The organism is Tardiphaga robiniae (genome assembly GCF_001618955.1).
In the GTDB taxonomy this organism is placed as follows: domain Bacteria; phylum Pseudomonadota; class Alphaproteobacteria; order Rhizobiales; family Xanthobacteraceae; genus Tardiphaga; species Tardiphaga robiniae_A.
In genome coordinates, this window is the sequence record NZ_LVYV01000055.1 from 67,903 (window position 1) to 93,004 (window position 25,102).

Annotated in this window: 6 protein-coding genes; all 6 read right to left on the reverse strand. The window is 60.4% G+C overall.

Annotated elements, in window-relative coordinates:
* Position 1: 1 nt before the first annotated feature.
* Positions 2–17,242: a DUF5801 repeats-in-toxin domain-containing protein gene (locus A4A58_RS30530; protein ID WP_068738131.1), complete on the reverse strand. Its 17,241-nt coding sequence runs from the start codon at positions 17,240–17,242 to the stop codon at positions 2–4.
* Positions 17,243–17,878: 636 nt separating this feature from the next.
* Positions 17,879–18,223: a hypothetical protein gene (locus tag A4A58_RS27150; protein ID WP_081422115.1), complete on the reverse strand. Its 345-nt coding sequence runs from the start codon at positions 18,221–18,223 to the stop codon at positions 17,879–17,881.
* A gap of 124 nt (positions 18,224–18,347) precedes the next feature.
* Entirely contained in the window at positions 18,348–19,385 is a 1,038-nt protein-coding gene (locus A4A58_RS27155) for a transglutaminase-like cysteine peptidase (protein ID WP_244499886.1), read from the reverse strand.
* Positions 19,386–19,609: 224 nt separating this feature from the next.
* A complete protein-coding gene (locus A4A58_RS27160; RefSeq protein WP_068738135.1) occupies positions 19,610–20,944 on the reverse strand; it encodes an HlyD family type I secretion periplasmic adaptor subunit in 1,335 nt (444 codons plus the stop codon).
* Entirely contained in the window at positions 20,931–23,117 is a 2,187-nt protein-coding gene (locus tag A4A58_RS27165; RefSeq protein ID WP_068738137.1) for a type I secretion system permease/ATPase, read from the reverse strand. The genes A4A58_RS27160 and A4A58_RS27165 overlap by 14 nt, the downstream gene beginning before the upstream one ends.
* Before the next feature lie 216 nt (positions 23,118–23,333).
* Positions 23,334–24,917 carry a TolC family outer membrane protein gene (locus A4A58_RS27170; RefSeq protein WP_068738139.1) on the reverse strand — a complete coding sequence of 528 codons (1,584 nt, stop codon included), beginning with the start codon at positions 24,915–24,917 and terminating at the stop codon, positions 23,334–23,336.
* Between the last annotated feature and the right edge of the window lie 185 nt (positions 24,918–25,102).

Consider the following 25,102-nt stretch of genomic DNA (forward strand, 5'->3'; position numbering starts at 1 on the left):
GTTAAGCCGACATCTGGTGATCGATATTCTGGAACGCGATCTTGACGATGTCGGCGTTGCTGGTGCCGTAACCCTGCAACGTTGCGACATCGGCCCACTGAGCACCGCCCGTCGCGCCGTTGACATCGACCTGAACCAGGATGTTCGAGCCACTCTGCGTCAGCTTGACATAATCGTTGATATTGGAGCCGTTGGCCGCTGCACCGGTTCCTGCCCCGAGCAAGGCCGAGAAGTCGAGAACATCGCCCTGCGAATTGCTGAAGTCGAGGATGGTATCTCGGTTGCTACTGCCAGCTTCAGCGAAGACAAAACGGTCGGCCCCCAAACCGCCAGTAAGCGTATCATTTCCTATACCGCCGGTTAGTGTGTCATTGCCAATTCCACCGTTAAGCGTGTCGCCGCCAGCACCGCCAGACAGGAGATCGTTCAAGGCACCGCCCGTCAGAGTGTCGTTGCCGCTCGTTCCCGTCAGGTCGTACTGAAGTCGTGCCTCGAAATTGCTTTCGGTTGGCGTGCCGCCGCTGAAGGTGATGACCACATCGCCAGCGTCGCCGCTACCGAGGTCAACAACAGCGGTCGTGTTGCTGAAACCGGACGGATCGACGGCAGTGTTGGTGCCGTGGACAAAGCTGGAAACATTGGTCGCAATGATCTTGATCGTATCGTCGGAGGCAGAGAAACCGACGATCGTATCCTGTCCCGTATCGTTACTGCCATTGTTCACACGTCCAGAGTCAGTTGACGTTCCTGCAACCGCATTGAACACGAACGTATCATTGCCTGTGCCGCCATTCAGCGAGTCGCTGCCTGCGCCACCTGTCAGCACGTCGTTGCCGATGCCGCCGATGAGCGCATTGGCACCACTGTTGCCAATCAGTGTGTCATCGCCGGAACCGCCGGTGACATTTTCGATATTAGCAACCGAGATAAAGCCGGTAGCAGTTCCCAAAGCCAGGTTGACCGCAACACCCTCGGTCGTTCCTGCATAGCTCAGAACATCACCCGCCGAACCATGACTGCCAAGATCAGCCGTCACGATCTCAACGCCAGTGAGTGTGCTGGAATTGAATGTCGTGATGACTCCACCAGAAACGGTGATGGTGAGCGTGTCATCCCCGCTGGTGCCGGTGATCGCCAGCGTATCCGTGCCCAAGCCACCGCCGACAATGTCGGTGCCATCGCCGATGACATAATTGAACGTGTCGTCGCCCGAACCGCCGACCAAAGTGTCATTGCCGGCACCACCGGCGATGGTGTCGTTGCCCGCGCCGCCGTCGATGAAATCATTGCCATTGCCGCCGGCAAGGATGTCGTTGCCGGCCATGCCATAGAGAGCATCGTCTCCATCGCCGCCATTCATCCGGTTTATGCCGGACTGGCCGAGCATCACGTCGATTCCCCAAGCAGCATTGGCCTCGACGTTCGGATTCGCACCGGTGAAGGTGACAACGTCGTTATATGCGCCGCTATGGTTAGGCCAATACAGATTACCAGCGGTCGCGTCGTTAGAAACAACTTCGACATTGTAACTGAGGTTAGGCAGGACGGTCAGGGCGATGTAGGTCGAGACCGATCCGGCGCTGTCCGTCGCCGTCACCTTGTAGATGTAGTTGCCCGCATTCGAGGTATCGGGATTGCCGGAAATCTGCCCGCCGGCGGTGATCGTGAGCCAGCTGGTGGATGCGGGATTGCTCACCAACTGATAGCTATATGTCACCGTGCCCGTGCCGCCGGAGAACAACGACGACGCATTCAGACTGATGACATGCGGCGGCAATTCATCGTCTGCCGCCAGCGCATAGCGTCCGGACGCATCCGACGTGTCGTTGACCGTCAGCGGCGCCGGCGGCGCAGGCTCGTCGGTGCCGTTGATCGTGACATCAATCGTCTGGGTGGCCGTGCCATCCACCGATTTGACGATCAGTTGGTCGTGCACCGTGTCGCTCGTGTTGAGCGCCTGGACATTCGAAGCGGCATTGTTGAGCGTGTAGCCCCATGCCCCCGTATTCGCATCGAAGGTGAACGTCCCATAGGTTCCGGTTAGCGTTCCCGGTGTCTGGAAATGGTTCTCGCCGGTGTCGACGTCGGAGACTGCGATGGTGCCCCCGGCAGTCAGCGTCCCGTCTTCCTTCACTGTTCCTATTGCAGTTCCGGAGATCGACGCCGCGTCGTTGGCGCCGTTGACAGTGACCGTCACCGTCTTGGTATCGGTTCCGCCGTGGCCATCGTTGATCGTGAGCGTATAGGTCTGGTCGATGTGATCGTTGGCGCCCAGCGACTGGATCGCGCTGTCGTTGACGCTGAAGGTCCAGTTGACGTTGTGATTCACATCATCCGGCGTTGCGGCAAATGTGCCGTAATAATTGCTCCCGACCGGCGTTGTGACTGAGACGGAATGCGTGTCCGTCGCATCTGCGTCAGTGAAAGCGATCGAACCTGTCGCAGTTTCGACGCCCGGCGTCCCCGTCGTCACCGCCTTCACCGACACGTCGTCGATGTGGAACGAGCCATAAGGCTGATCCGGAGACCAGAACTTGATGACGGTATTCGCGTCGGTGGCAACGAACTGAACCGTGTATTGGGTGTAGGGACCGTTCGACGAATAGTTAAGCGTATAGTTGATGGCCTGGGTTTGAGATCCCGTCGTGACGTCGAAGATCGCCGGCACATACGAATGGGTGTTCCAGTCGTATTGATTCGTTACAGTGTAAAAATCCTGCATGTAGAAGGTCAGCGTGTAGGTCTGGCCGACAACCGTCGAAACGGTCTGCTGCATCGAATTGATGGCCGGGTCGGTATTCGAATTGAGCATCCCGGACGAATTGTCGAGCCTTCCGGAGTAGTCGTCGAAGACCGCGCCGGTATACGACCAGCCGGAAGGACGGGCAGATCCATCCTGGATATAGGAATTCTGGAATCCGCCGTTCGTGATCAGTTCGACGGGCGCGTTGCTGAGCGACGCATCCTCGGTGACCGAACCGGTCGCAGCGGCTGCTGCGAATACCGGGTTGTGATTTTCAACAACGTCCGTCACCGAGATCGCCACCGCCTTGCTGATGTCGTTGGTGCCATCGTTGGCATGCACGATGATGTCGTAGGTGTTGTTGGTGCCCGTGTCGGTTGGCGCCTCGAAGTTCGGTGACACCTTGAAGGTCACCGCACCGATCGACGACACGTCGAACTTGCCGGCATCGTCGCCGCTGAGCGAATAGGTCAGTGTTGTGCCCGCATCAGGATCGTTCGCGGCAATCTGGTAGACGACGTTGGAGATCGCCGTGTTCTCGGCCTCGCTTGCCGTCGCGCCCGACGTGATTGCCGGCGCTTCGTTGACGTTGGTCACCGTGATAGCCACCGCCTTGGTGGTGTCGAGCGTACCGTCATTGGCATGTACGATGATGTCGTAGGTGTTGTTGGTGCCCGTGTCGGTCGGCGCCTCGAAGTCCGGCGACACCTTGAAGGTCACCGCGCCGGTCGACGACACGTCGAACTTGCCGGCATCGTCGCCGGTGAGCGAATAGGTCAGTGTTGTGCCCGCGTCAGGATCGTTCGCGACAATCTGGTAGACGACATTGGAGATCGCCGTGTTCTCGGCCTCGCTTGCCGTCGCGCCCGACGTGATCACCGGCGCATCGTTCACCGCATTGACGGTCACCGTCAACGACCCCGTCGAAGTCGCGGTATCGGTTGCGAGACCGGTGGTGAGCGTGGCGTGATCGACGACCGTCACACTAACACCGAGGTTGAACGTACCGTTGTAATTGGTGGGTGTCGTTGCGGTGAGGTGCGCGAGGTCGATCCCGGCAGGATTGTCGATGACCCAGACAGCGCCCTGCAGCGAACCCTGATTGAAGGTCGTCCCGGCGGGATAGCCGCTGAGTTCGATATGGGTAGCCTTCTCCGAACCGTCAGTATCGCCCAAGGCAATGTGGATGGCAAAGGCGTTGTCTTCGTTGCCGCCCGAGGCCGTCAGCACTGCCGCGTCGGCGACGGGGCGAACATTGACCGTGATGGTACCCTGGGTCGAAACGGTTCCGTCTGATGCCTGATAGGTCAGGACCACGATGCCGCTGCCGTTCACGGTGGGCATTACGGTCAGATCACCGCTTTGCGTCAGACTCCCCGATGCAAACGGCCCCAAGAAGCCACCGAGATTGCCGACCCTCTGGAGGGTACTGCCCTCGGGATCGCTGTCGTTCGCCAGAACGTTGACGCCCGTCAGGACCTGATCTTCAGTGATGGTGTAAACGTCATTCACTGTCACCGGCGCATCGTTCACAGGGGTGACGTTGATGTGAATCGTATCGGTATCGGTCAGGACGCCGCCTGAACCGGAATGGCCGAGATCGGACGTGGTGACCGTCAGATCAACCCCGCCGTTGTGGTTGAGCGCGTCCTGATAGACGACGCCGTTGGCCAGGGCCAGTGCGGCGTTGATATCGGCCTGGCTGCCTGTGAGCGTGACCGTAGCCGAGCCATTGCCGGCCACGGTGACACCTGAGCCACCCAGCACCGTGAGCATACCGCTGGTGACCGACAGGGTCGTCGTCACCGACGACGTACCAGCATCGCTATCGCTGATCGACAGGCCGGTGATGGCAAGCGGGGTATCCTCGGCGACCGTGAGCGGACCGGCTGGCAAGGTGTTGACCGGCGCGTCGTTCACGCCGTTCACGGTGAACGTGAAGGTGCCGGGGAGCGGCGTCGAGCCGTCCTGGTTGCCGTCTTCCACATAGACCTGGAAGGTCGTCGGCGAGCCGTCGGAACCATCATGGGTGAAAGCGATCAACCCTTGGGCAAGCTCGGCGGCCGTGAACGACGTCGCAGGTGCGCCGCCATTCGTGATGGTGCCGTGCTGAACGCCCGACACATGGAACACGACACCAGAGTCGATATTGTCCGGATCGGTGTAGCCGAGTTCGGCGGCCGTGAGGGTGTGGATGCCACCTTCAGTCACGGTTGCCGACAGCGGACCCGCCAGCGACGGCGCATCGTTCATGGGCAGTACATGCACCGTTGCCGTGTGCGTGATGCTGTTATCTAGACCGTCATTGACAACCACGGTCACAGTGCGGTCGCCCGTGCTCGGGGCATCGCCGGTGTACTGATAGACAACACCGCGCATGATGGTCTGGTAGACGGCGTTGGACGCATCGCCGATCACGGTGAGAACGCCGGTGGTCGCGTCATAGCCATAGGTCAGGCCGGCCGCCGTCAGAGCGTTCGTCGCGCTCGTATTGAACGACAGACCCTCGACACCGAGCCCATCCGGCTGCGTTGTCAATGTGACCTTCATCGAATGCATCGTCGTGGAATCGACGTCGGTGAGGATCGCATCGTTCAGGATCCATTGCGGGTATTGCTCGACAGCGGTGACAACGACATCGTTGCCTGCCGTCGCAGCGCCGTTCAGATCGACCACCGGCGCGTCGTTGGTGCCATGCAGTTTGATCTCGACCACATGAGTATCCGTGCCGCCGTGGCCGTCGGAAACCTGGATCGTGTAGCTGAGGACGGATTCCCAGCCATTGGGCAGGAAATCGAACGCCTGGCCCTGCGAATTGAAGGCCCATGCAAAATCGCCGGTGGCGCTGCCAGCCGGGGTCACGTCACCGGTTGCAACCGTCATGAAGGCCAGCAATTGCGCATTGGTGAAGTGCGATTCAATTCCAGAGCCCGATGCTGTCACCGACAACACGTTCGCGGTGACCGTGTCGGAGAGATCGACGTCCGTCACGCTCAGTGTGCCGTTGGCGGTCAGCCCGGCATTGGTTTCGGTCAGGAACACATGATCGCTGTCGCCGCCGTCAATCGAGATCACCGGCTTGTCGTTGCTGCCGACCAACGTGACCGTGATGTCGCGATAGGCCGACGAACCGTGCCCGTCGCTGACGAGGATGCGGAAGACCTCTTGCTTGGTCTCTCCAGCGCCAAGGAAATTCAGCTGTGCATCGGTGACGTGATACTGCCAATCGACGAAGCCATTGCCGTCATTCAACGTCTCTTCCGCGACCACTGCAGTCACGTATCCGATATAGCCCGCACCCTGAGGCGTCACGGTCAGCGTATGGGTGTTGCCCTGATCGTCATAGATCCAGAAGCCGCCGCCGTTGTAGCCGCCGCCCGAGGAGCTGTCGTTAAAGCGCGTGCGATCTGCCGTCGATCCTGCTTGCGGATCGGTTTCCGCATATTCGGTCATCGTTCCGGTGTCGGGAAAACCTATCGAGGTCCCAACAGCGTCATTGGTGCCGTGAATCGTGAACTGATAGACCCCGGACTTGCTGTCGCCATCCGCGTCCGTGGCGGTGAATGGCACCGACAGGGTTGCGATCTCACCTTCGCTCAGGCCGTTGAAGCCCCAGCCCGGATTGACCGTCACCTTGCCCGTGACCGGATCGTAGGAGATCGACGGCACGCCGAGCGTGGTACCGGTCGGGGTGGAAATGGTGGCGTGTGCAGTGTCGAATGCCACAGAGCCCGGGCCATCGGCACCGAAGCGGTAGTTGGTCCCGCTGACCAGCGACACGACGGACGAGCCATCCTCGCCGATATCCGCGTGGAAGAGCGGCAGTGACGTCGACGACGCCTGAACCAGGCTGACATTCGCGAGATAGGTGCCGGTGTTGTCGCCCGCGTAACCAACCTCCTTGAAGGTGACGGTGTTCGCACCACCGGCCGCAATGAGGTCGAGCGTCTGGATGGCCATGGTCGAGCCCGGCGCATAGGTGCCAAAGAGCTGCCCGTTCCAATAGACCTGGAGTCCCGAGGACGACGGATCGTACGTGCCGATCTCGAAGCTCAGCGTATAGTGCTGGCCGGCCGTCAGACCGTTGAGGGTCTGGGAGACTGCGATGTTGCCCGGCGATGCACCGAGGTCAACCATCGGTTCGCCATTCGACGTCACAACCCCGAAATAGCCGCTTGGGACGCGCTCGAGCTGAACACCGGTCTGGCCGGCTTCCGTACCGGTGATCTTCCAACCGGTAGCGCCCGTCGCCCAATCACCGTACGAGGCGTCATGCCAGGAGCTGCCGCCCGAGAAATCGCCGTTGGTGAGCAGGTTGGCCTGCGTCGCGTTGCCGATGATCACCGGCACGTCATCGCCGACAACGACGCGCAGATAGCTCTCCACATAGTCGCCGTCACCATCGGTGACGCGATAGCTAAGATTGAATCCTTCACCGAGTTCGCCGGCGCCATCCGGATGATGGATGGCCGCGAACTGCTCCACCTGATATTCGCCGGTGGTCGGATTGAGAGTGACCGTGAAGACCTTCACGTTCACGTTGTTCTGCAGTTGATAGACCTCAAAAACGTTGCCGTTGATAACGCTGGTATATCCACCGGTCGGCAGCGTCGCGCTGACCCACGACAGATGACCGTTGCTGTCCGCACCGAAGTTGTGGCTCAACGTACCCGACGCCGTTGCCGTATCGCCGGGCTCAGGATTGCCGTTGATCAGCGCATCGTCCTGTACGCCTGCGCGCTGAACTGTCGTCGCCGGAATGGTCGGGACCGAATCCGTCACGTTGATGTGGATCGCCTGATCCACATAGTCGCCGTCCCCGTCGGTCGCGCGCACCGTGAAGCCGAGATCGAGCGTGTTCGAATTCGCCGCGTGATCGAGGTTCTGGAACAGCGTGAAGATATAGGTCGGGTTCGAGGGCGAGCTGAGCGCCGCGATGAAGACCGGATTATCGACCGTGTCGCCATGCTTGAAGGCGACGAGCTGCTTCTCGCCATACTGGGTGGTCCGCAGCACGTAGTCGAGCGCCACGCCGTCCGATGTCAGACCGGCCGGATGCACAGGCTGGCCATTGCTGTCGGTCGCAAAGTCGAGATGCGCGCCGACCTTGTCACCGCCGATCGTGATCTTCAGGCTGCCATAGGCCACCTGCGCCAGGGGCGTGCTGGTCTCGTCGACTGTCACAGTCGCCGCAGCACCAGCCAGGACGGGAGCATCGTCGGTCACGGTCACGATGAGCTGATCGTGCAATGCAACGGTATCGCCGTCGCCATCGCGAACGGTAACCGCCGAAGAAAGATCGAGCGCAAGCGTATCTGTTCCGCCGGTAACGGCGATGTCCTGATGACCCGAATTTACCGTCGTCTGCCCGTTCGGGGCACCCGGTCCGGTCAACTCGAAGTGCACGTTGGGCGGCGTCGAGATTTGTCCAACGTTGATAAAGATCGTGGTGTTCGCAGCGATCGACAGCGGATAATCGGTGCCGCCGGACGTGTTATCCAGGACCCAGTTAACCGCCGTGTTTCCGCTGTTCGTGATGCTGATGATGACATCGCCGTCTGGCAGGCGGCCTTCAAAAGCACGAGGATTGCCGTTGATCGCCGCAACCGCATAGATTTCGCCCGGCTGGTCGATCGCTGCGACCGGAATCGAGGCATTGTCGATCACGTAATTCGCAACGTGATCAATTTGCCCCTTGAGCGTGAACGTATAAGCGCCGGTCGAGGCATTGACCGCGAAGGTGAAGATCTGGTTCGAACCAGCCCAAGCGATGAGCGTGTTTCCGACGACCGTATAGGTCAGCGCAACACCGCCCGAAGTCAGTGAAGTCAGTGACGCCGACAGGCCCGTGGTCTCCACCACAAAGGTACCGGGCGAATCCGCTCCCATTGAAACCAGTGACGACAGATTCCCGACGAGGATCGAATCGTCGGTACCTGCATCACCATTCTTGTTATCGGCGTTTCCGGCCTGCGTGCCGGTCGACAGATCGCCGGTAGCGGTGCTCAGTTCGCTTTCATAGACCGCTCCCGTAAGCACGGCAGCAGTCGCGGTCGGAGCGTCGTCATCGACGGTGACCGTGAAGTGTCCATTCGCCTTGTCGCCGTCACCATCCTTGGCGGTGAAATTGAACGTGAAGACGAGATCGTCGTCCTGACCCGCGATCGGATGATCGAGGTTTGCATTCTGAGTGAACGTGTAGGAGCCGTTTGCCGCGGCGCTCGAAAGAACAGCCGAGAATACCACCCTGGCATCGCTGAGCGATGTCGGCGCGGTTGCGCCCGTGTAGCCGATCAACGTCACGGCATCGATCATCGCATAGTGAACAGCCGCGCCATTCGACGTCAGCGAAGCGGTAACGTCGTTGCCATTGACATCCTTGACAACGAGGTTGGCCAGACCGTTCGAATGGTCGGTGAAGGTGACGGCGGCATCGACCACGATCGGGCCGCTGCTGGTATTTTGCGTGACGACCAGGTTGTCGGCCATCACGTAACCGCTGAAGCCGTTACCGGTATAAATCTCGAGCCTGTCGATCAGGACATTCGCGAACGGTGTACCCGCGGCATTGAAATGCGTGGGCGTGCCCGACACAAGCGATGCGACATTGGCCACGCTCAACGTGTAGGTTGCGACGAGATTGTTGTTGGAATCGTAGCCCTTCAGAATGACGGTCGGTGTCGTTTGAGCACCCGACAGTCCCAGGTCGATCGCATCCAGCTTGAACGGCAAGCTGTCATTGGCATTGATGATAATCGGATTGTTGATGCCGCCGAACACGATCCCCGAGGCAGATGGATGATTGACCGTGCCCTGGGTGACGATCAGATCGGCAGTCAGGTTGTTGTTGCCGCTGAACGTAAATGTCTGCGTCGACGTGCCGCCCGTAACGGTGGCCGCCTTGCCGTCTGCGCCGAACGCAATCGCCAGCGAGCCGGACGTGGTGCGCGTGCCGTTGTCGCCCTGAGCAATCGTCAGATCGCCCGGATGACCGTCGTCCTTGTTGCCGCCGGCCAGATTGCCTTCATCGACGAAGCCCGCCACGGCGGTCCCGAGGACGACGGTGTCATCGTTGATATTGACGGTCAGCGAACCGGTCGCCGTATCGCCATCGCCGTCGCTGACGGTGATGTTGAAGGTCAGCGCCTTGTTCTCTTCGGTCGTTCCGGAAATTGCATGCGCGATCGGCGCGTTCACGGTCAGCGTGTACGAACCGTTCGCACCAATGACCAGAACGGCGGCGGAGCCGTAATGCGCGCTGGTTGCCGTCCAGGTCGTGGCGCCATTGGCGCCCACCACGGGCGAGCCCCAGGTCGCGGTCTCGGCCTGTGCAAAGCCGTTGGCGTCCTTGTAGATGACGCCGAAGGTTGCCGACGTCATCGCCACCGATTTCACACCATCGGCGCCGGCGGTGAACAGGCTGCCGGCGACTCCGGTGGCCGTATTGGTATCCGGGCTCACGTCGCCAGACACACCTCCGGCGTTGGCGGGGAACACCGTCTGCGCTTCGTCGTCCAGCGTCGTCGCGGCCGTCACGATGCCCTTCGACACCGGTGTGTCGTCATTGACGTTGACCGTCAGTGAACCGGTGGCGGTGTCGCCGTCGCCGTCGGTGACCGTGAAGTTGAAGGTCAGCGCCTTGTTCTCTTCCGCCGTTCCGGGCGTTGCATGCGCGATCGGCGCGTTCACGGTCAGCGTGTACGAACCGTTCACACCAATGACCAGAACCGCGGCAGAGCCGTAGTGGTTGCTGGTCGCCGTCCAGGTGGTAGCGCCATTGGCGCCCACCACGGGCGAGCCCCAGGTCGCGGTCTCGGTCAGAGCGAAGCCGTTGGCATCCCTGTAGACGACGCCGAAGGTCGCAGATGTCATTGCGACCGATTTGAAGCCATCAGCACCGGCGGTGAACAGGCTGCTGGCGGCTCCCGACGTGGTGTTGGTGTCCGTGCTCACATCGCCAGACGCACCTCCGGCGTTGGTCGGCGTAAAGACCGTCTGCGCTTCGTCATCGAGCGTCGTCGCGGCCGTCACGGTGCCCTGGGATACCGGCGTATCGTCATTGACGTTAACCGTCAGCGAACCCGTGGCCGGGTCATTATCGGCATCGGTCACAGTGTAGTTGAAGGTCAGCGACAGGTTTTCTTCATTGGCTCCAGCCGTCGAATGCACCAATGGTCTGGAGGTAGTGAAGGTGTAAGAGCCGTTTGCGCCGATCGCCAACGTTGCCACAGTGGCACCACTGACGGCACCGATCGCGGTCCAGGTGGTCACGCCACCCGATACACTTGCCGATCCCCACGTGACGGATTCCTGGTGAGCGACGCCGTTGGCATCCTTGTAGATCGCACTGAACGCCGTAATCGAACCCAGCGTGACGCTCTTGAACCCGTCCGCGCCTGCCGAGAACAGCGCACCGGCTGCGCCCGTTGCCGAGGTGGCATTGGTGACATCGCCGGTGCCGCTGGCATTGCCGCCGGCAAACGCATCGTCGTCCAGCACCGTCGCCGCGGTTACCGCTCCTGTCGTAACTGGCGAATCGTCATTGACCGTGACGGTGAATGTCGATGCCGCTGTGACATCGCCATCGGCGTCCGTGGCCTGATAGCCGAAGCTGAGGGTGATATCGTTCTCGTTGTTACCTGCCGGGTGATCGAGATGCTTCAGCAGGTTGAAGGTATAGTTGCCCGAGGATAGATCGCTGAGCGAGACCGTGAACACCTGGCTGCCAGCCGATGGCGGCGTCGAGCCATTCATCGGGTTGCTGCCGGTGTAGCCATAAACCGTATTACCGACGACCCACAGTTTGACCTGCGCCCCATCGACGGTCAGAGGGCCGACATTGGACATCGCATTCTGGCCATCGCTGATGCCAGAGAACGCAACCGAGCGATCGGCCGCCCCGGAATTGTTGTTGTCAGCTCCCCAAGAGATAGCAAGCGATCCCATCGCTGACGTTGCGGCACCGGCGAGATCTCCGGTGGCAGGCTGCGTGTTGCCGCCCGTCAGACCGTCCTCATCGACCGAAACCGCCTGCGCCGTTCCGATAAACGGCCGGCCGTTATCATCGCTGATCGTAACCGTGAAGCTGCTGCTGTCGGTGTCACCGTCCGCATCCGTGGCGACGAAGCCAAGCTGCAGCGACAGTGCACTGCCCTGGCCAGATCCGACGTGATCCAGATTATCCAGCAGCTCGAAGGTGTAGGTACCGTTGCCCGTATCGGACAGCGTGATGTGGAACACCTTGCGATCGTTGATCGTCAGCGAGCCGCCGTTGTCGTTGGCCATGCCCCAGATCTCCGTATCGGAGATCCGCAGGAACTGCACGGTCACACCGTCTGACTTGAGCACGGGACTTCCGGAGCCCGTGGTGTGCACGCTGTCGCCGGAGTCGATGGATGACGAGAACGCGACCGAACGGTTTGCAGTGCCGCTGTTGTTGTCGTCCGCGCCCCAATTGATGTTCAGCGACTTGTTCAACGCAGTCTGGGGCACGAATTCCTCGCCCCCGCCCACAATGGTCGTATCTTCGGTCAACGTCGAAGCAACCGGCGCGCCGATTTCCGGCACGTCGTCGCGGATCGTCACGGTAAAGTTGCTGCTGCTGGTATCGCCGTCACCGTCAGTCGCGGTGTAGCCGAAGGTCAGGTTAACCAGATTGGTGCCGCTCCCGGTAGGATGATCGAGGTTACCGAGCAGCTTGAAGGTGTAGGAGCCATCATTGGCATCGCTGAGCGTCACTTCGAAAATGCGCGTGCCGCTTGCCAGGTTGGCGCCGATATAGCCGACCAGCTTCTGACCGTCGAATGCGTATTGAACCGTCTGGCCATCCGAGCGGAGTGTCAGGTTCTGGCCATTGCTGTTCTCTGCATCGACGTTGTCCGCCGCCGAGTTGAAGCGGAAGCCCACAGCGCGATCGCCGAGCCCGCCTCCGGCGGACGGATTCGCGTCATCCGCGCCCCAGGAGATGTTGAGATCACCGGTAGCGGTCAGACCGGACGCACTCGGCGATGTGCCATTCGAGAGATCATTTTCATTGATGGTCCGGCCATCGCCGGTATGTGCCTCAGGCGCGTCATCCACGATGGAGACCGCGAAATCGGCCGTCGCGGAGTCGCCGTCGGAATCGGTGGCCTTGATGCCAAAAGACAGAGTCCGGCTGTCATCATTCTGCCCCGACGCAGCGTGATCGATATTGTCAAACAGCGTGAACTTGTAGCTGCCATCACCACTATCGGACAGTTCGACGGTGAACACCGTGCGAACGCCAGCCTTGGCAGTCAGCACCGTTCCGTCCGCCGAGATCGAATAGACGATCGCGGTGCCGTCCGACGTCAGACCCGTGGCCCCGGCTGCGGTCGTGAAGACGACCGAACGGTTGTTTGTTGCGCCCGAATTATTGTTATCTGCGCCCCAGTTGATGTTGAGATCACCGAGCTGAACGGTCGAGTTCGGCGCGTCCGGGAATGTCGTGTCATAGAACGTGGTCGGCAGACTGTCTTCACGAACGGATTCGGACTCCGTGTTACCGATCGTCGGCACATCATCCTTGACCGTAACGCTGAATACGCTGCTGCTCTTGTCTCCGTCCGAATCGGTGGCCGTATAGTCGAACGTAAAGGTCAGCGTGTTCTGGCCATCGGCGGTCGGATGATCGACATGTCCGAGCAGCGTGAACGTGTACGAGCCGGTGTTGTCATCGTCGAGAGAGACGACGAACACACGGTTGAAGAACGGGTTATTTCCGGTATAGGCGACGAGATCCTCGCCAATAATAGCATAGTGGACGGTCGCTCCGTCGGACGTCAGGTTCACCAGATTATTATTGGCATCGCGCACCGCGACATTGTCTGCAGCCGTCGTGTGCTCGAACGACACCGAACGATTGGCGACGTTCCCACCATCGTGATCGTCAGAGTTCCAGTCGATGTTCAGCCGGCCGCCGACCTGCAGGTCGAAGAAGTTCGGTGACGTCCCGCTCAAGAGATCGTCCTCGTCCACGCCGCGCGTGTCGCCCACGCCTGCCACCGGCACGTCGTCGGTCACATGCACAGTGAAGTTGGCGGGCGCCGTCGTGTCGCCATCGCTGTCAGTCGCCGTGAAGCCGAAGGTGAGCGCCAGGTCATTCTTGTCATTGCCTGAGGCATGATCGAGATTGTCGAGAAGCTTGAACGTATAGGTACCATTGGCCGTATCGGACAGCTGAACGGTGAAGACCGTCGTTCCACCTGCCTTGGCCGTCAGCAACTGGCCATTGTCCGAGAAGCTGTAGGTCAGCGCCGTCCCGTTTGATGTCAGATGCAGCGCGTTCAGGCTCGTCAGCGTCGCGGCGGTGAAGGCCACCGAACGATCGCTCGCCCCTGGTCCTGACACCTGGTTGTTGTCATCCGAATTCCAGTCCACGGCGAGTGAGCCGGTTGCGGTCGCGGAGATGAACGCGTTTGACGACGACGGACTGGTGCTCTCGACGAGAGTCAGGACATCCGTGGTACCGATGCTCGGCGAGTCGTCGGTGACATTGACCGTAAAGGATGCAGGCGACGTGGTATCGCCATCGCTATCAGTCGCCGTGAACGAGAATGTCAGCGGCAGGCTGGCGCCATTCGCGCCGGCGTGGTCCAGGTTGTCGAGCAGATTGAACGTATAGGTACCGTTGCCGGTATCCGAGAGCTGCACGGTGAACACCGTGCGTGCGCCCGCTGTCGCTGTCAGCAACATGCCGTTGTCGGACAGCGTGTAGATGATCGTCTGGCCGTTGGAGGTCAGACCCGACGGCGCCGCGCTGGTGGTGAAGGCGACGCTACGATCATTCGTGCCGCCTGCGTTGGCATCATCGGAATTCCAGTCAACATTCAGCGAGATGCCGTTCAAGGCCTTCGCGATGAATGCGTTGGAGCTCTCGGCTGATGTACTCTCGACCAGGGTTTCGCCAGCAATGGCGCCGGTCGTCGGCACGTCGTCGTTGATGTTGACGGTGAAGGACGAACCAACCGGGTCGCCATCGGCATCCGTCGCCGTGAAGTTGAAGCCGAGCGCGATCGACGCACCATTGGCTCCGACGTGGTCCAGGTTATCCAGCAGCGTGAAGGTGTAGGTGCCGCTATCGACGTCAGACAGTTTCACGGTGAAAACGACACGTTCACCCGCCGAGGCAGTCAACAGCGTTCCGTTTTCCGACAGCACATAGGTGATGGCCTCACCATTCGAGGTGAGCCCGGAGGGCGCTGCGGCGGCCGTGAAAGCGACCTTGCGGTCGATCGACGCGCCGTTGTTGTTTACATCGTCGGCGCCCCAATTGATATTCAGCGAAACACTATCGAGCGAAGTCGACACAAAACCGTTCGTCGCACCGCTCTGCGTCTGCTCGGACAGCGTCTGGCTCTCGATTCCACCTGCCGTCGGCACATCGTCGGTAATGTTGACCGTGAAGTTCGCTGGAACTGTCGAGTCGCCATCGCTGTCGGTCGCAATGAAGCCAAATGTCAGCGCCTGGCTGCCTTCGGAGCTGCCCCGATGGTCCAGATTGTCCAGCAAGGTGAAGTCGTAGCTGCCATTTCCGCTGTCGGACAACTGCACGGTAAAGATCGTACGCGCGCTATGGCCTTCGCTAGCCGCAGTCGTCGCCGTCAACAACGTGCCGTCGGCAGAAATCGTATAGATAATCGTCGCGCCATCCGAGGTCAGGCCGAGGTTCTCGAGAGCGGTTTGCGTCGCAGCGGTAAATGTGACCGAGCGATCATGCGCGCCGCCCGCAGCAGTCGGATTCTGATTATCCGAACGCCAATCGATGTGCAGCGATACGGCGCCCGTGTCCTTCGGCGTAAAAGAACCGCCGACAACCAGCAAGGAGGGCATGTCCCCGCCGCCTTCGCTCGGCGGCGTTTCGCCGTTGCCTTCATTCACGGTGCTTTCATCGGCCGGACCGGTCACAACCGGCACCGTATCCGCGATCACCGCATGCAGCGTGCCGTTGACCGTATCGCCATCGCTGTCCGTCGCGGTGAAGTTGAAGGCCAGATCGATGTTCTGGAACGTGGCTGAACCATTGTCGTGATCCAACGAACGGTACTGGGTGACGACATAGCTGCCGCTATTGCTGGCGTCGGACAGGGTCACGACGAAGACGATATTGCCGGCAATTCCGCCTTCGCCGCCCTCGCCTTCACCGCTCGGCGTGCCGCTCTGCTGCAGGCTGGCGAGGCTGGTCGGCGCGGTCGCGCCTGTATAGGCAACCAGCACAGTGCCGTTTTCGAGCAGCACATAGTGGACGGTCTCGCCATGCGACGTCAGCGTACCGATGGCCGTTGCGCCGTCGCCGGTGGCCGTCACCTGCGTGTTGGCAAACACGACCGAGCGATCGCCCGTTGCGCCGGTGGTCGCGGATACGCCGCCATCGACATGATCGTTGTAGCGATCGGCACCCCAGGAGATTCCCAGCGAGCCCGTCTGCGTCGCCGGATTGCCGGACAGCGGATCCGTAAGCGCGGCATCAGCAGGCGTGCCGATAACCGGCGTATCGTCATTGATGCCAATCGAGATCGTCACGGGCGCGGTGTCACCGCTACCATCCGTGGCGATCACGTTGATCGAGAGATTGATCGTATCTTCGGTGCCATGGATCGGATGATCGAGCGGGCGCAGCAGCGTGAAGGTGTAGCTGCCCTGCAGCGACGAGGCGTCGAGCGACACCGTGAAGACCTGATTGGCAGCCACGGTGAAATCGCCGCCGACATAGCCGATCATCACCGGCTGGCCGTTCACGGTGGTGAATGCAAGTTGAACCGTCTGACCGTCCGAGGTCAGGCCCGCCAGCGTCGGTTGATTGAGCGAGAATGCGAAGCTGCGGTTCACAAAATCGGTGCCGAAATCAACGTTCAACGATCCCGTGACCGACGTAGCGGTGCCACCGGAATCGCCGGTGCCGCCGAGATTGCCATCCGCGAAACCATCTTCGTTCAGCGTCACAGCCGTCACGCCGCCCGGGATCGGCGATGGATTTGGCGTACCATCGTCCAGCGTGCCGAAGCCGCCGCCAGTGTCTTCGCCCGTCAGCAGCGCGAGACGCGCGCCCGAGGCACCGAGCGCGCCAACGGTCGCATCACCGAAATTTGCGCCGCCCGTCGGGCCCGTGGCGCCGCCGGCAGCAGGAAGAACCGATTGATCGGTGGTGATCGGAAATGTCTGCGCGAACTGCTCGCCTGTCAGCGTGCGATCAGAGCCCATGTCGAATGCGAGATCGGTGAGCGGCTTGCCCATCGAGTCGAACACCGGATCGACAGTCACTGTCGACTGATTGTCGAACAGGATGATCAGCTTTTCACCGACCTTGACGAAGGTCAGTTTCTCGCTCGCGATATCAGCAAAATCGAGCTTGGTGTTCCCGTCGAGATGGACCGAAATGGCCTGCCCATTTTGCGGCTTCTCGAGCTTCAGGTTCTTCGGAGACGGCGGGGCCTGCGTGGTGGAACCGGCGAGCTGCGCGAGCAATACGGGAGCGTTCATGACTACAACCTCAAGCTGATCGGACCGAAAAACGTCCAAGTCCTGCGAGGGTTAAAATATTCTTAAGAACGCATAGACGTCAATGAATACCTGTAAAATTTGAAGCGTTTGTGTTGCATTGGTTAAGTTCAAAAATGAAACAACGTATTAATAAAGCTAAATCGTTCGATAGTAATACTTTGCCTAGACAGTCTATTTTTGGGACTGCCCGAAAAAATCCGCAAATCTCGGCGTATATATTGTAAAAATAAGAAAGTATTCGAAAAAACGACTTATTTTATACTTGATAAGATGACTTCTCATATCGCACTGAACAACGAAATCAGCTCACAACCACAGGCACCTCCGCCAATATTGGACGGGCACCTGAATTTGCTTTCGCGAGCCGATATCGACAGCGGCGCGAACCGCCGCGTAGTGGTCGCCCTTCGCGAGCAAATTTCGAAATGGGACAGTTGCTTAAAGCGCATTCGTGTCACGGCCAGATGGCAAGGTCGCCATTTGCAGTGCGCATTCCGCGAATCTCTGGATCGCGGACTTGTTCTCCGGACACAGACGTGAATCAGCAAGCTGCGCAGATACGCAACTCGCTATCGCAGGACTGCTATCGCAGGAGATAATTGATAGGATAAAAGTCTAGATGCGGGTAACGACGCACGCGACCGGGCTATACTTGGCCCGATACAACAGCGCGTGCTCGCGAATGCCATCCAGCCATACGCCACGGCCTGCATAGCGATATCCCTCACCCATCGGGATCAGGCGAACAGGCATTGCACTGTGCGGGGTCAGGTACAGATGGCCGGTGACGATATCACCCGGAAAGGTCACACGGCCGGAGGTCAGCTTGTAGACCGCCCCATTCTGACAATCGACGGAGAAGGCAGCGCCCGGAAGCAGGCCTTCGGCATGCGAGACAGTTGCACCGGAAGCCATTCCGGCCGCCACCAACAAACCCAACAGCGTGTGCTTGAAGCGCATCTCAATCCCCTCGTCGACCTCACCCTGACGCATTAAGAGCCCAAGATGCACGGAAGTACAAGATCGCGAAGCGCATAAAACGTCGATATCAGGCCGATTGTCGACGTTGTGTTGTCGAACTATCTCAGAGCGCCAGCGGCAAGGAAGAGCCACCGCCGAAGCCGTCCACCTCGGCCGCGGGCAACATGTCGGTCTCGCTCTCATGATGCGGACGGGCGGCATAGGGCGCGGCGAACAGGCTGACGCCTTTGTGGTCGATGGCGAAAAGCGGCATGAAATGCGGCAGATCACGTGTTTCCGACAGTCGGGAGTAGCGATTGTCGAGCACCAGCCAGCGGCCATCGACACGGACGGTCAGCACCGCATGGTCCTGGCGCACTGCCATGTCACGCACCAGCATCATCTTGATATCGGCCTCCGGCACGCCCGTTGCGACGAGCATGGCGAGTTTGGCGATCGCATAGTCTTCGCAATCGCCGATGCCCGCGGACAGCGTCTCGAGCGGCGAACTCCACAGATCGGCGACGCCGTGCTGCTGATAGTCGCCGACATAGCGGATCGCATAGTTGACGTCGCGATTGATCGCCTCGATGCGTGTGCGCAGATCCAACCCGGCGGCGGAACGCGTGACGGCGACAAACTTGCGCGCACCGGCAGCGCAGTTCTCGCTATCAGCCTTGCAATCCTCGATCGATTTCAAGTCGGCGCGCATACGCGCTTCGACACCGCGCCATTTCGTCCACAGCAGCCCTTCAGGCGCGCGGAACGTGAACAGGCCGAACGGCTCCTCACTGGTGGCAGGCAGGATCGCGGCCGGAGACGGCGCATCGCTGATCACCTTGGCATCTGATCCCTGCGACGTATCCAGGGATGCGAGTTCGATATTGCCGGGCTTTGCACGGTTCTCGCTGTCACGCTTGGCCAGCACCTGGTTGATCGTGAAGAACCGAACCGGCGGCGCGGTCATGCCCGCGATCGGCGTGTCGATCACGGGGCGCTCAAGCACCGTCTTCTTCGCGCGTGACTTTGCCAATGCTCCATCGCAAGCGCTGACGCTTACGACACCGGCGAGCACGAACCCCAGCGCACGCGGGAATGCCCGCGCCTGATCGATACGCAACATGACTGACGCCCCGTTGTCCGGAGCATCGGCCGACGTCATTGCGTCGATCCCCGTCCGGATCTTGTGGCATCAGGGATAAATCGGGGGCTGCTTCAGGCCGGTTAAAACACGTCAACCTGTGCGGGTATGTCGTTGAACGCGCTCAATCGCCTACCAACGCATTCGCTCGAATTTTAGCGAAGCCTGCGTTTTAAGAGTTCGTTGACTCTGATGGGCCGGGAGCAAGGTAACATACGGAGCAGCGGAGATGCTCCGTAGCGCTGTCAGCGTTCGCGAAACGCCTCGTCACGCAGCATGCGCGCAGGCTTCACGAGATAATCCAGCACCGACTTCTTGCCGGTCAGGATTTCCACTGTCGCCACCATGCCGGGAATGATCGGCAGCGGCTGCTCGGCAGTGCCAAGGTGGTTTTTTTCGGTGCGCACCATGACGCGGTAGAACGTCTCGCCGCGCTCGTTCTTGTCACCCTTCTCGTCGGTGATGGTATCGGCGCTGATACGTTCGACCCGGCCGTGAAGCGATCCATAGACCGAAGAGTCGTAGGCGCTGAGCTTCACCACCGCCTCATGATCCGGACGGATGAAGGCGATGTCCTGCGGACGAATGCGCCCCTCGACCAGCAGCGTATCCTCAAGCGGCACGATCTCCATCACGCTGGCGCCAGGTGCAACGACCGCACCGATGGTGGTGACGTTGAGTCTGTTAACGATGCCGTAGACCGGCGACCGCAGCTCGGTGCGCCGAACGCGATCCTGCGCGGACTTGATGTTCTCGTCGAGGACCGCGAGATCGCCGCGCGATTTCGCGAGATCATCTTCCGCCGTGGAACGAAATGCCGTGGTGATATTCAAAAGCCGCGACTGCGCTTCTTTCACAGCGGCCTCGGTCTTGACCATGGTTGCCTGCACGACCGCGAGCTGGCCGCGCATGTCGGTGGCCTGCCGGTCGGACCGCAGCATCTCGATCTCGGGAACGACCTTCTGCTCATAGAGCCGGCGCGTCAGCAAGGTTTCGCGGGTCAGCAGCGTCAGCGTCTCGGAGAAGCGGGTTTCCGACGCACGGAGCTCGTCGATTTCCTTTTTCTTCTGCCATTCCTGCTGGGCAATCACGTCGATGTCCTGCGCAAGCTTGCGCATATGGGCGTCGAACACGCTGCGTTCGGTCTGAACCGCACGCGGTGCAAGCTTCGTGAGATCTTCCGGAAACTCGACGCTGGTCTTGCCGAAGGTCTCTGCTTCCAGTCGGATCACGCGGGCAGCCATGGCACCGCGCCGCTCGCGGATTTCGCCAAACTGCGCCGCGAAGTTGGTATCCTCGATGCGCGCCAGTGGCTGATCCTTTCTGACGATGGCGCCTTCCTGAATCAGCAATTCGCTGATGATGCCGCCTTCGAGCGATTGCACCACCTGGGTCTGGCGCGACGGCACCACCTTGCCATTGCCGCGCTTCACTTCATCGAGCACGGCGAAGTGTGCCCACAGCAGGAACACGACAAGCAGACCGGTGACGGTCATCAACAACATCCGCGCCGTGCGCGGGGTGCGCATTTCCATGGCCGCACGAACGTCGTTCGAAAATGCGAAATCAGACTGCGACATTGACCGGCCTCCCCGCGGCTTGAGGAGCCTGCGGCTGCGGACGCAAGCGCGTCAGGATCTGGTCGGCAGGACCGTCGGCGACGATCTTGCCGTTGTCGAACACGAGAATGCGATCGACCAGCGACAGTAGCGACGGGCGATGCGTCGAGACGATGATCGACATCTCACCCTTGGCGAGCGTCTTGAGGCGATCGAGGAATTCACCTTCACTGCGCACATCGAAATGCGCAGTGGGTTCGTCGAGAAACAACACGCGCGGCTTGCGGATCAGCACACGCGCGAGGCCGATCGCCTGTTTCTGGCCGCCCGACAGGCTACGGCCGCCTTCGGCAACCATCATATCGTAGCCCTGCGGATGACCGGCGATGAAGGTCTCGACGCCGGACAGCCGTGCAGCCGCGAGCACTTCCTCATCGGTCGCATCGGGACGGCCCAGCGTGATGTTGTCGCGCAGCTTGCCATAGAACAGATCGGTGTCCTGCAGCACGAAACCGATGCCGGCGCGCAGGTCGGCCGGGTCGTATTGCCGGATATCGATGCCGTCGATCAGGATGCTGCCTTCGCTCGGCGGATAGAACGCCGTCGCCAGACGGCCCACCGTGGTCTTGCCTGAGCCGACCCGGCCGATGATGCCGATCTTCTCGCCAGGCTTCACGTGGAAAGAGATGCCGTCGAGGGCTTTCGCCGGGCTGTTCGGATAGGAAAAGCTGACATTGCGGAATTCGATGCTGCCCTTGGTGATCTCGCGGGCCACGAATATCTTTTCCGGCGGCCGTTCGCGCTCCGTCGCCATCAGGCGATCGATCGACCGCAGGGCCGACATGGTCTGTGTCGCGCGCGTCATCACAGCCGCGATGCCCGCGATGGGACCGAGAATGCGGCCCGATAACATATTGGCCGCAACCAGCGCACCGACCGACAGCTTGCCGTCGAGAATGAGGAACACACCGACCACGACCAGCAACAGGCTGCAGAGCTGCGTCGCCACGCTCGCACTGGTCATCGCCAGCGAGGACCAGAACTGCACGCCTTCGCTGGAACGTGCCGTCGCTGCGACGGAACGTTCCCACACTGTCTGCACGCGGCTTTCACCCGCGACAGCGCGAACGGTCTCGATGCCGTTCAGCGACTCGATGAGGATGCCGTGGCGTGCGGCCGATTCCGCCTGCAGGCGCTTCATCGCACGATCGAGCGGCCGCTGGATCAAGAGGCCGACAATGATCATGACAGGCAGCATCGCCAGCGGGATCCAGGCCAGCGGCCCGGCAATCACGAACAGCACTGCGATGAAGATGATCGCGAATATCATGTCGGTCGCCGACACGACCGTGCCTGACGTAAAGAACTCGCGCACCGAGTCGAAGTCGCGCATCTGATTGGCGAGAATGCCGACCGAGGGCGGACGCTTATCCATCTTCAGCGCCATCACATGTTCGAAGATGTTCGACGCCAGCACCACGTCGATCTTCTTGCCGGTCATGTCGATGATGCGGCTACGGACCACCTTGAGCAGGAAATCGAAAGCGATCGCCAGCGACAGACCGATACCAAGCGCGACCAGCGACGGGATCGCGCCATTCGGAATGACGCGATCATACACGCTCATGGTGAACAGCGGCGCGGCGAGCGCCAGCATGTTGACGATGAAAGCTGCAATGGCGACATGGCTGTAGTTGGAGCCAAACCGGCTGACGACGGACCAGAACCAGTGCGCCTTCGGTAAATCGCCGGCGGCGACGGCGCGCGGATCGCTGACGGACGCCGGACGGACGAAATAGACGAAGCCGGCATATTTCTCTTCGACGGCTTCGATCCGCTCCATGGCGATCGCACCGTCACCGACGGGGGTTGCCAGTGTCAGACGGCCACTCGCCAGATCGATGCCGCGCAGGATCCGCGTCGAACCATCGTGAAACAGAAGCACAGCAGGCAGGACCAGCGCAGGAATATCCTTGAGCGGCCGCTCGTTCAGTTCGGCCTCGAGACCCGCTCGCTGCGCCGCGCGCTCATACAGAGCCGTTGTCAGCACGCCGCGTTCGACCGGGAGACCGGCAAGCAGCGCACTGCGGCTGACAGCTCTGCCGTGGTGAGCGGCGAGATAAAGCAGGCTGTCCGTTAACGGATCGGCATGCTGATGCTCGACCTCCGCTACGGGCGTAGCCGGCAGGTCCATTGCAATATCGAACTGGGGTGAGCGAATGTTCAATGCAGCCTCGGAAATTCCAGGCGCCTTGTATGACCCGTGCGCGGATCTACTGGCCTTACAAAATATGACTTGCCAGCTTTACAGGCGATCCTTGCGGAGCGCCTGTACTATTTCGCGGTTCAGACGAATTGCTGAACTTACGGTAAACCCGACCGCGGATTATGAATCTGCGTACTTAACTGGTTAACGGCGCCCCGCAGAAGCATCGGCCGATACGCTGCCCTGCCCGACCTGGCCCGATGTCATGAACAATGCGTTGGCGTTCGACAGATCTTGCGAGGCCCAGCGATCACCGAACAGCACGACTTTCGGTTCGAGTGCCGGTGCGAAAGGCGAATTCCAGGTTCGGAAGGGCAGAACCGTATTGAGCGGCTCGGATCCCGGTTCCGGCGCCGCCAGCAGGATCGGTGGCAGGCGATACGGGATCAGGCCGGATGCACGGCTCTCGATCGGTTCAGATTCCGGCGGCTTGCCGGTCTTCAGATAGGACAGCAACTGCCCCATCGCCGCGAGCAACTGATAGTCGGCGAACACCGTGACGCCACGTGCCGACACCAGCGAGACGTTGGCGTTGAAGTACTGGTTCTGCGAGTTCAGCAGATCGATCAGCGTGCGCTGACCGAGCTCATATTCCTTGTTGTAGGCAGCGAAGGTGCGACGAGCGGCTTCAACTTCACGCGCCAGCGCTGCTGCACGTTCCGTCGTGATCGTCCGCGCAGCCCATGCTTTATCAAGCGACTCCAGCGCATCGCGCTGCAGACGCGCATGCTTCTGCTGCTGCTCGATCATGCGTTCGCCAGCCTCGGCGCGCTTCCACGCATCCTGACCGCCGCGGAAGATATCCCAGCTGACGACAACCTTGCCGCTGACTTCGTCGCGATTACCCGGATAGGTGATCGAGTCCTTGCCGCGCAGCGCGCGGCCTTCCAGGGCGACGTTCGGAACGAATGCGCCAGCGGTCGAGTCGAAAGCACGCTTGGCCGCATCGACATCTGCGCCGGCGGCGCGGATCGTCGGATTGTACTTGAAGGCGACGTCAAGCGACTCGTTCTTGGTTGCCGGCATATCGGGCAAGCGACCGGGGAAGCGCACATTGAACGGCTCAAGCCCAACGGTCTTGCGATACTTGGCGCGCGCGAAATCGAGGCTGAGGCGGAAATCCGACAACACGGCTTCTGCTGCAGCCACCCGCTCTTCCGCCTGCTGGGTATCGCCCTCACCGGCACGACCGCCAGCGAAACGCGCACGGACATTGGCGCGCAGTTCGAGATGAACCTTGAGATTTTGTTCGGCCAAAGCGACCAGACGCAAATAGCGCGTCACATCGACGTAGGCTTCAGCCGCATCGAGCGCGATCAGTTCGGTCCGTTCAAGCACCCGGAACGCAGCAGCATCGACCCGCGCAGCCTGACGCCAGATGTCGTTAATCGACGCAAAGCCGTCGAACACCAGCTGGCGCACCGTTACCGACGCCTCGCTGCCGTTGACATAAGAGCCATTGCCGGCCGGCGCAGGAACGATCGCCCGGTTCAACATCTCGGGACCGGTATTCGCCTGAAGCCTGATCTGAGGCAGCAAAGTACCTTGGCTCTGGCGAAGTTCGGCTTCGGTAGCGCGGCGATTGGCAGACGCCTCGCCGACACCAGGGTTCGTCTTTACCGCCTGATTGATGGCGTCAAGAATGAAAAATGGCTCAGCTGCATGAGCGAACTGGCCGCTCGCTCCGAACGATACAACTACAAGGAAAATCTTTGCGATCTGCTTCATGGATTGAGCGCTAACAAGAAACGGAACCTGCCGCAATCCGAAAGCCACAATTCAGAACGAAAACTGACTCATTGTTGCAAGAATGCATTACCTCGGTCGGGACAAATGTTCCGGGCAACTGTCGCAGAAACGTCATTTTTAGCTTTTAATTTCAGATATTTACCGATACCTAACAATAGGTTAAC

Excerpts from the sequence above, each read along its gene's own strand:
- A4A58_RS30530 (WP_068738131.1), bottom strand. The coding sequence starts at position 17,242 with ATGAACGCTCCCGTATTGCTCGCGCAGCTCGCCGGTTCCACCACGCAG.
- A4A58_RS27150 (WP_081422115.1), bottom strand. The coding sequence starts at position 18,223 with ATGCGCTTCAAGCACACGCTGTTGGGTTTGTTGGTGGCGGCCGGAATG.
- A4A58_RS27155 (WP_244499886.1), bottom strand. The coding sequence starts at position 19,385 with ATGACGTCGGCCGATGCTCCGGACAACGGGGCGTCAGTCATGTTGCGT.
- A4A58_RS27160 (WP_068738135.1), bottom strand. The coding sequence starts at position 20,944 with ATGTCGCAGTCTGATTTCGCATTTTCGAACGACGTTCGTGCGGCCATG.
- A4A58_RS27165 (WP_068738137.1), bottom strand. The coding sequence starts at position 23,117 with ATGGACCTGCCGGCTACGCCCGTAGCGGAGGTCGAGCATCAGCATGCC.
- A4A58_RS27170 (WP_068738139.1), bottom strand. The coding sequence starts at position 24,917 with ATGAAGCAGATCGCAAAGATTTTCCTTGTAGTTGTATCGTTCGGAGCG.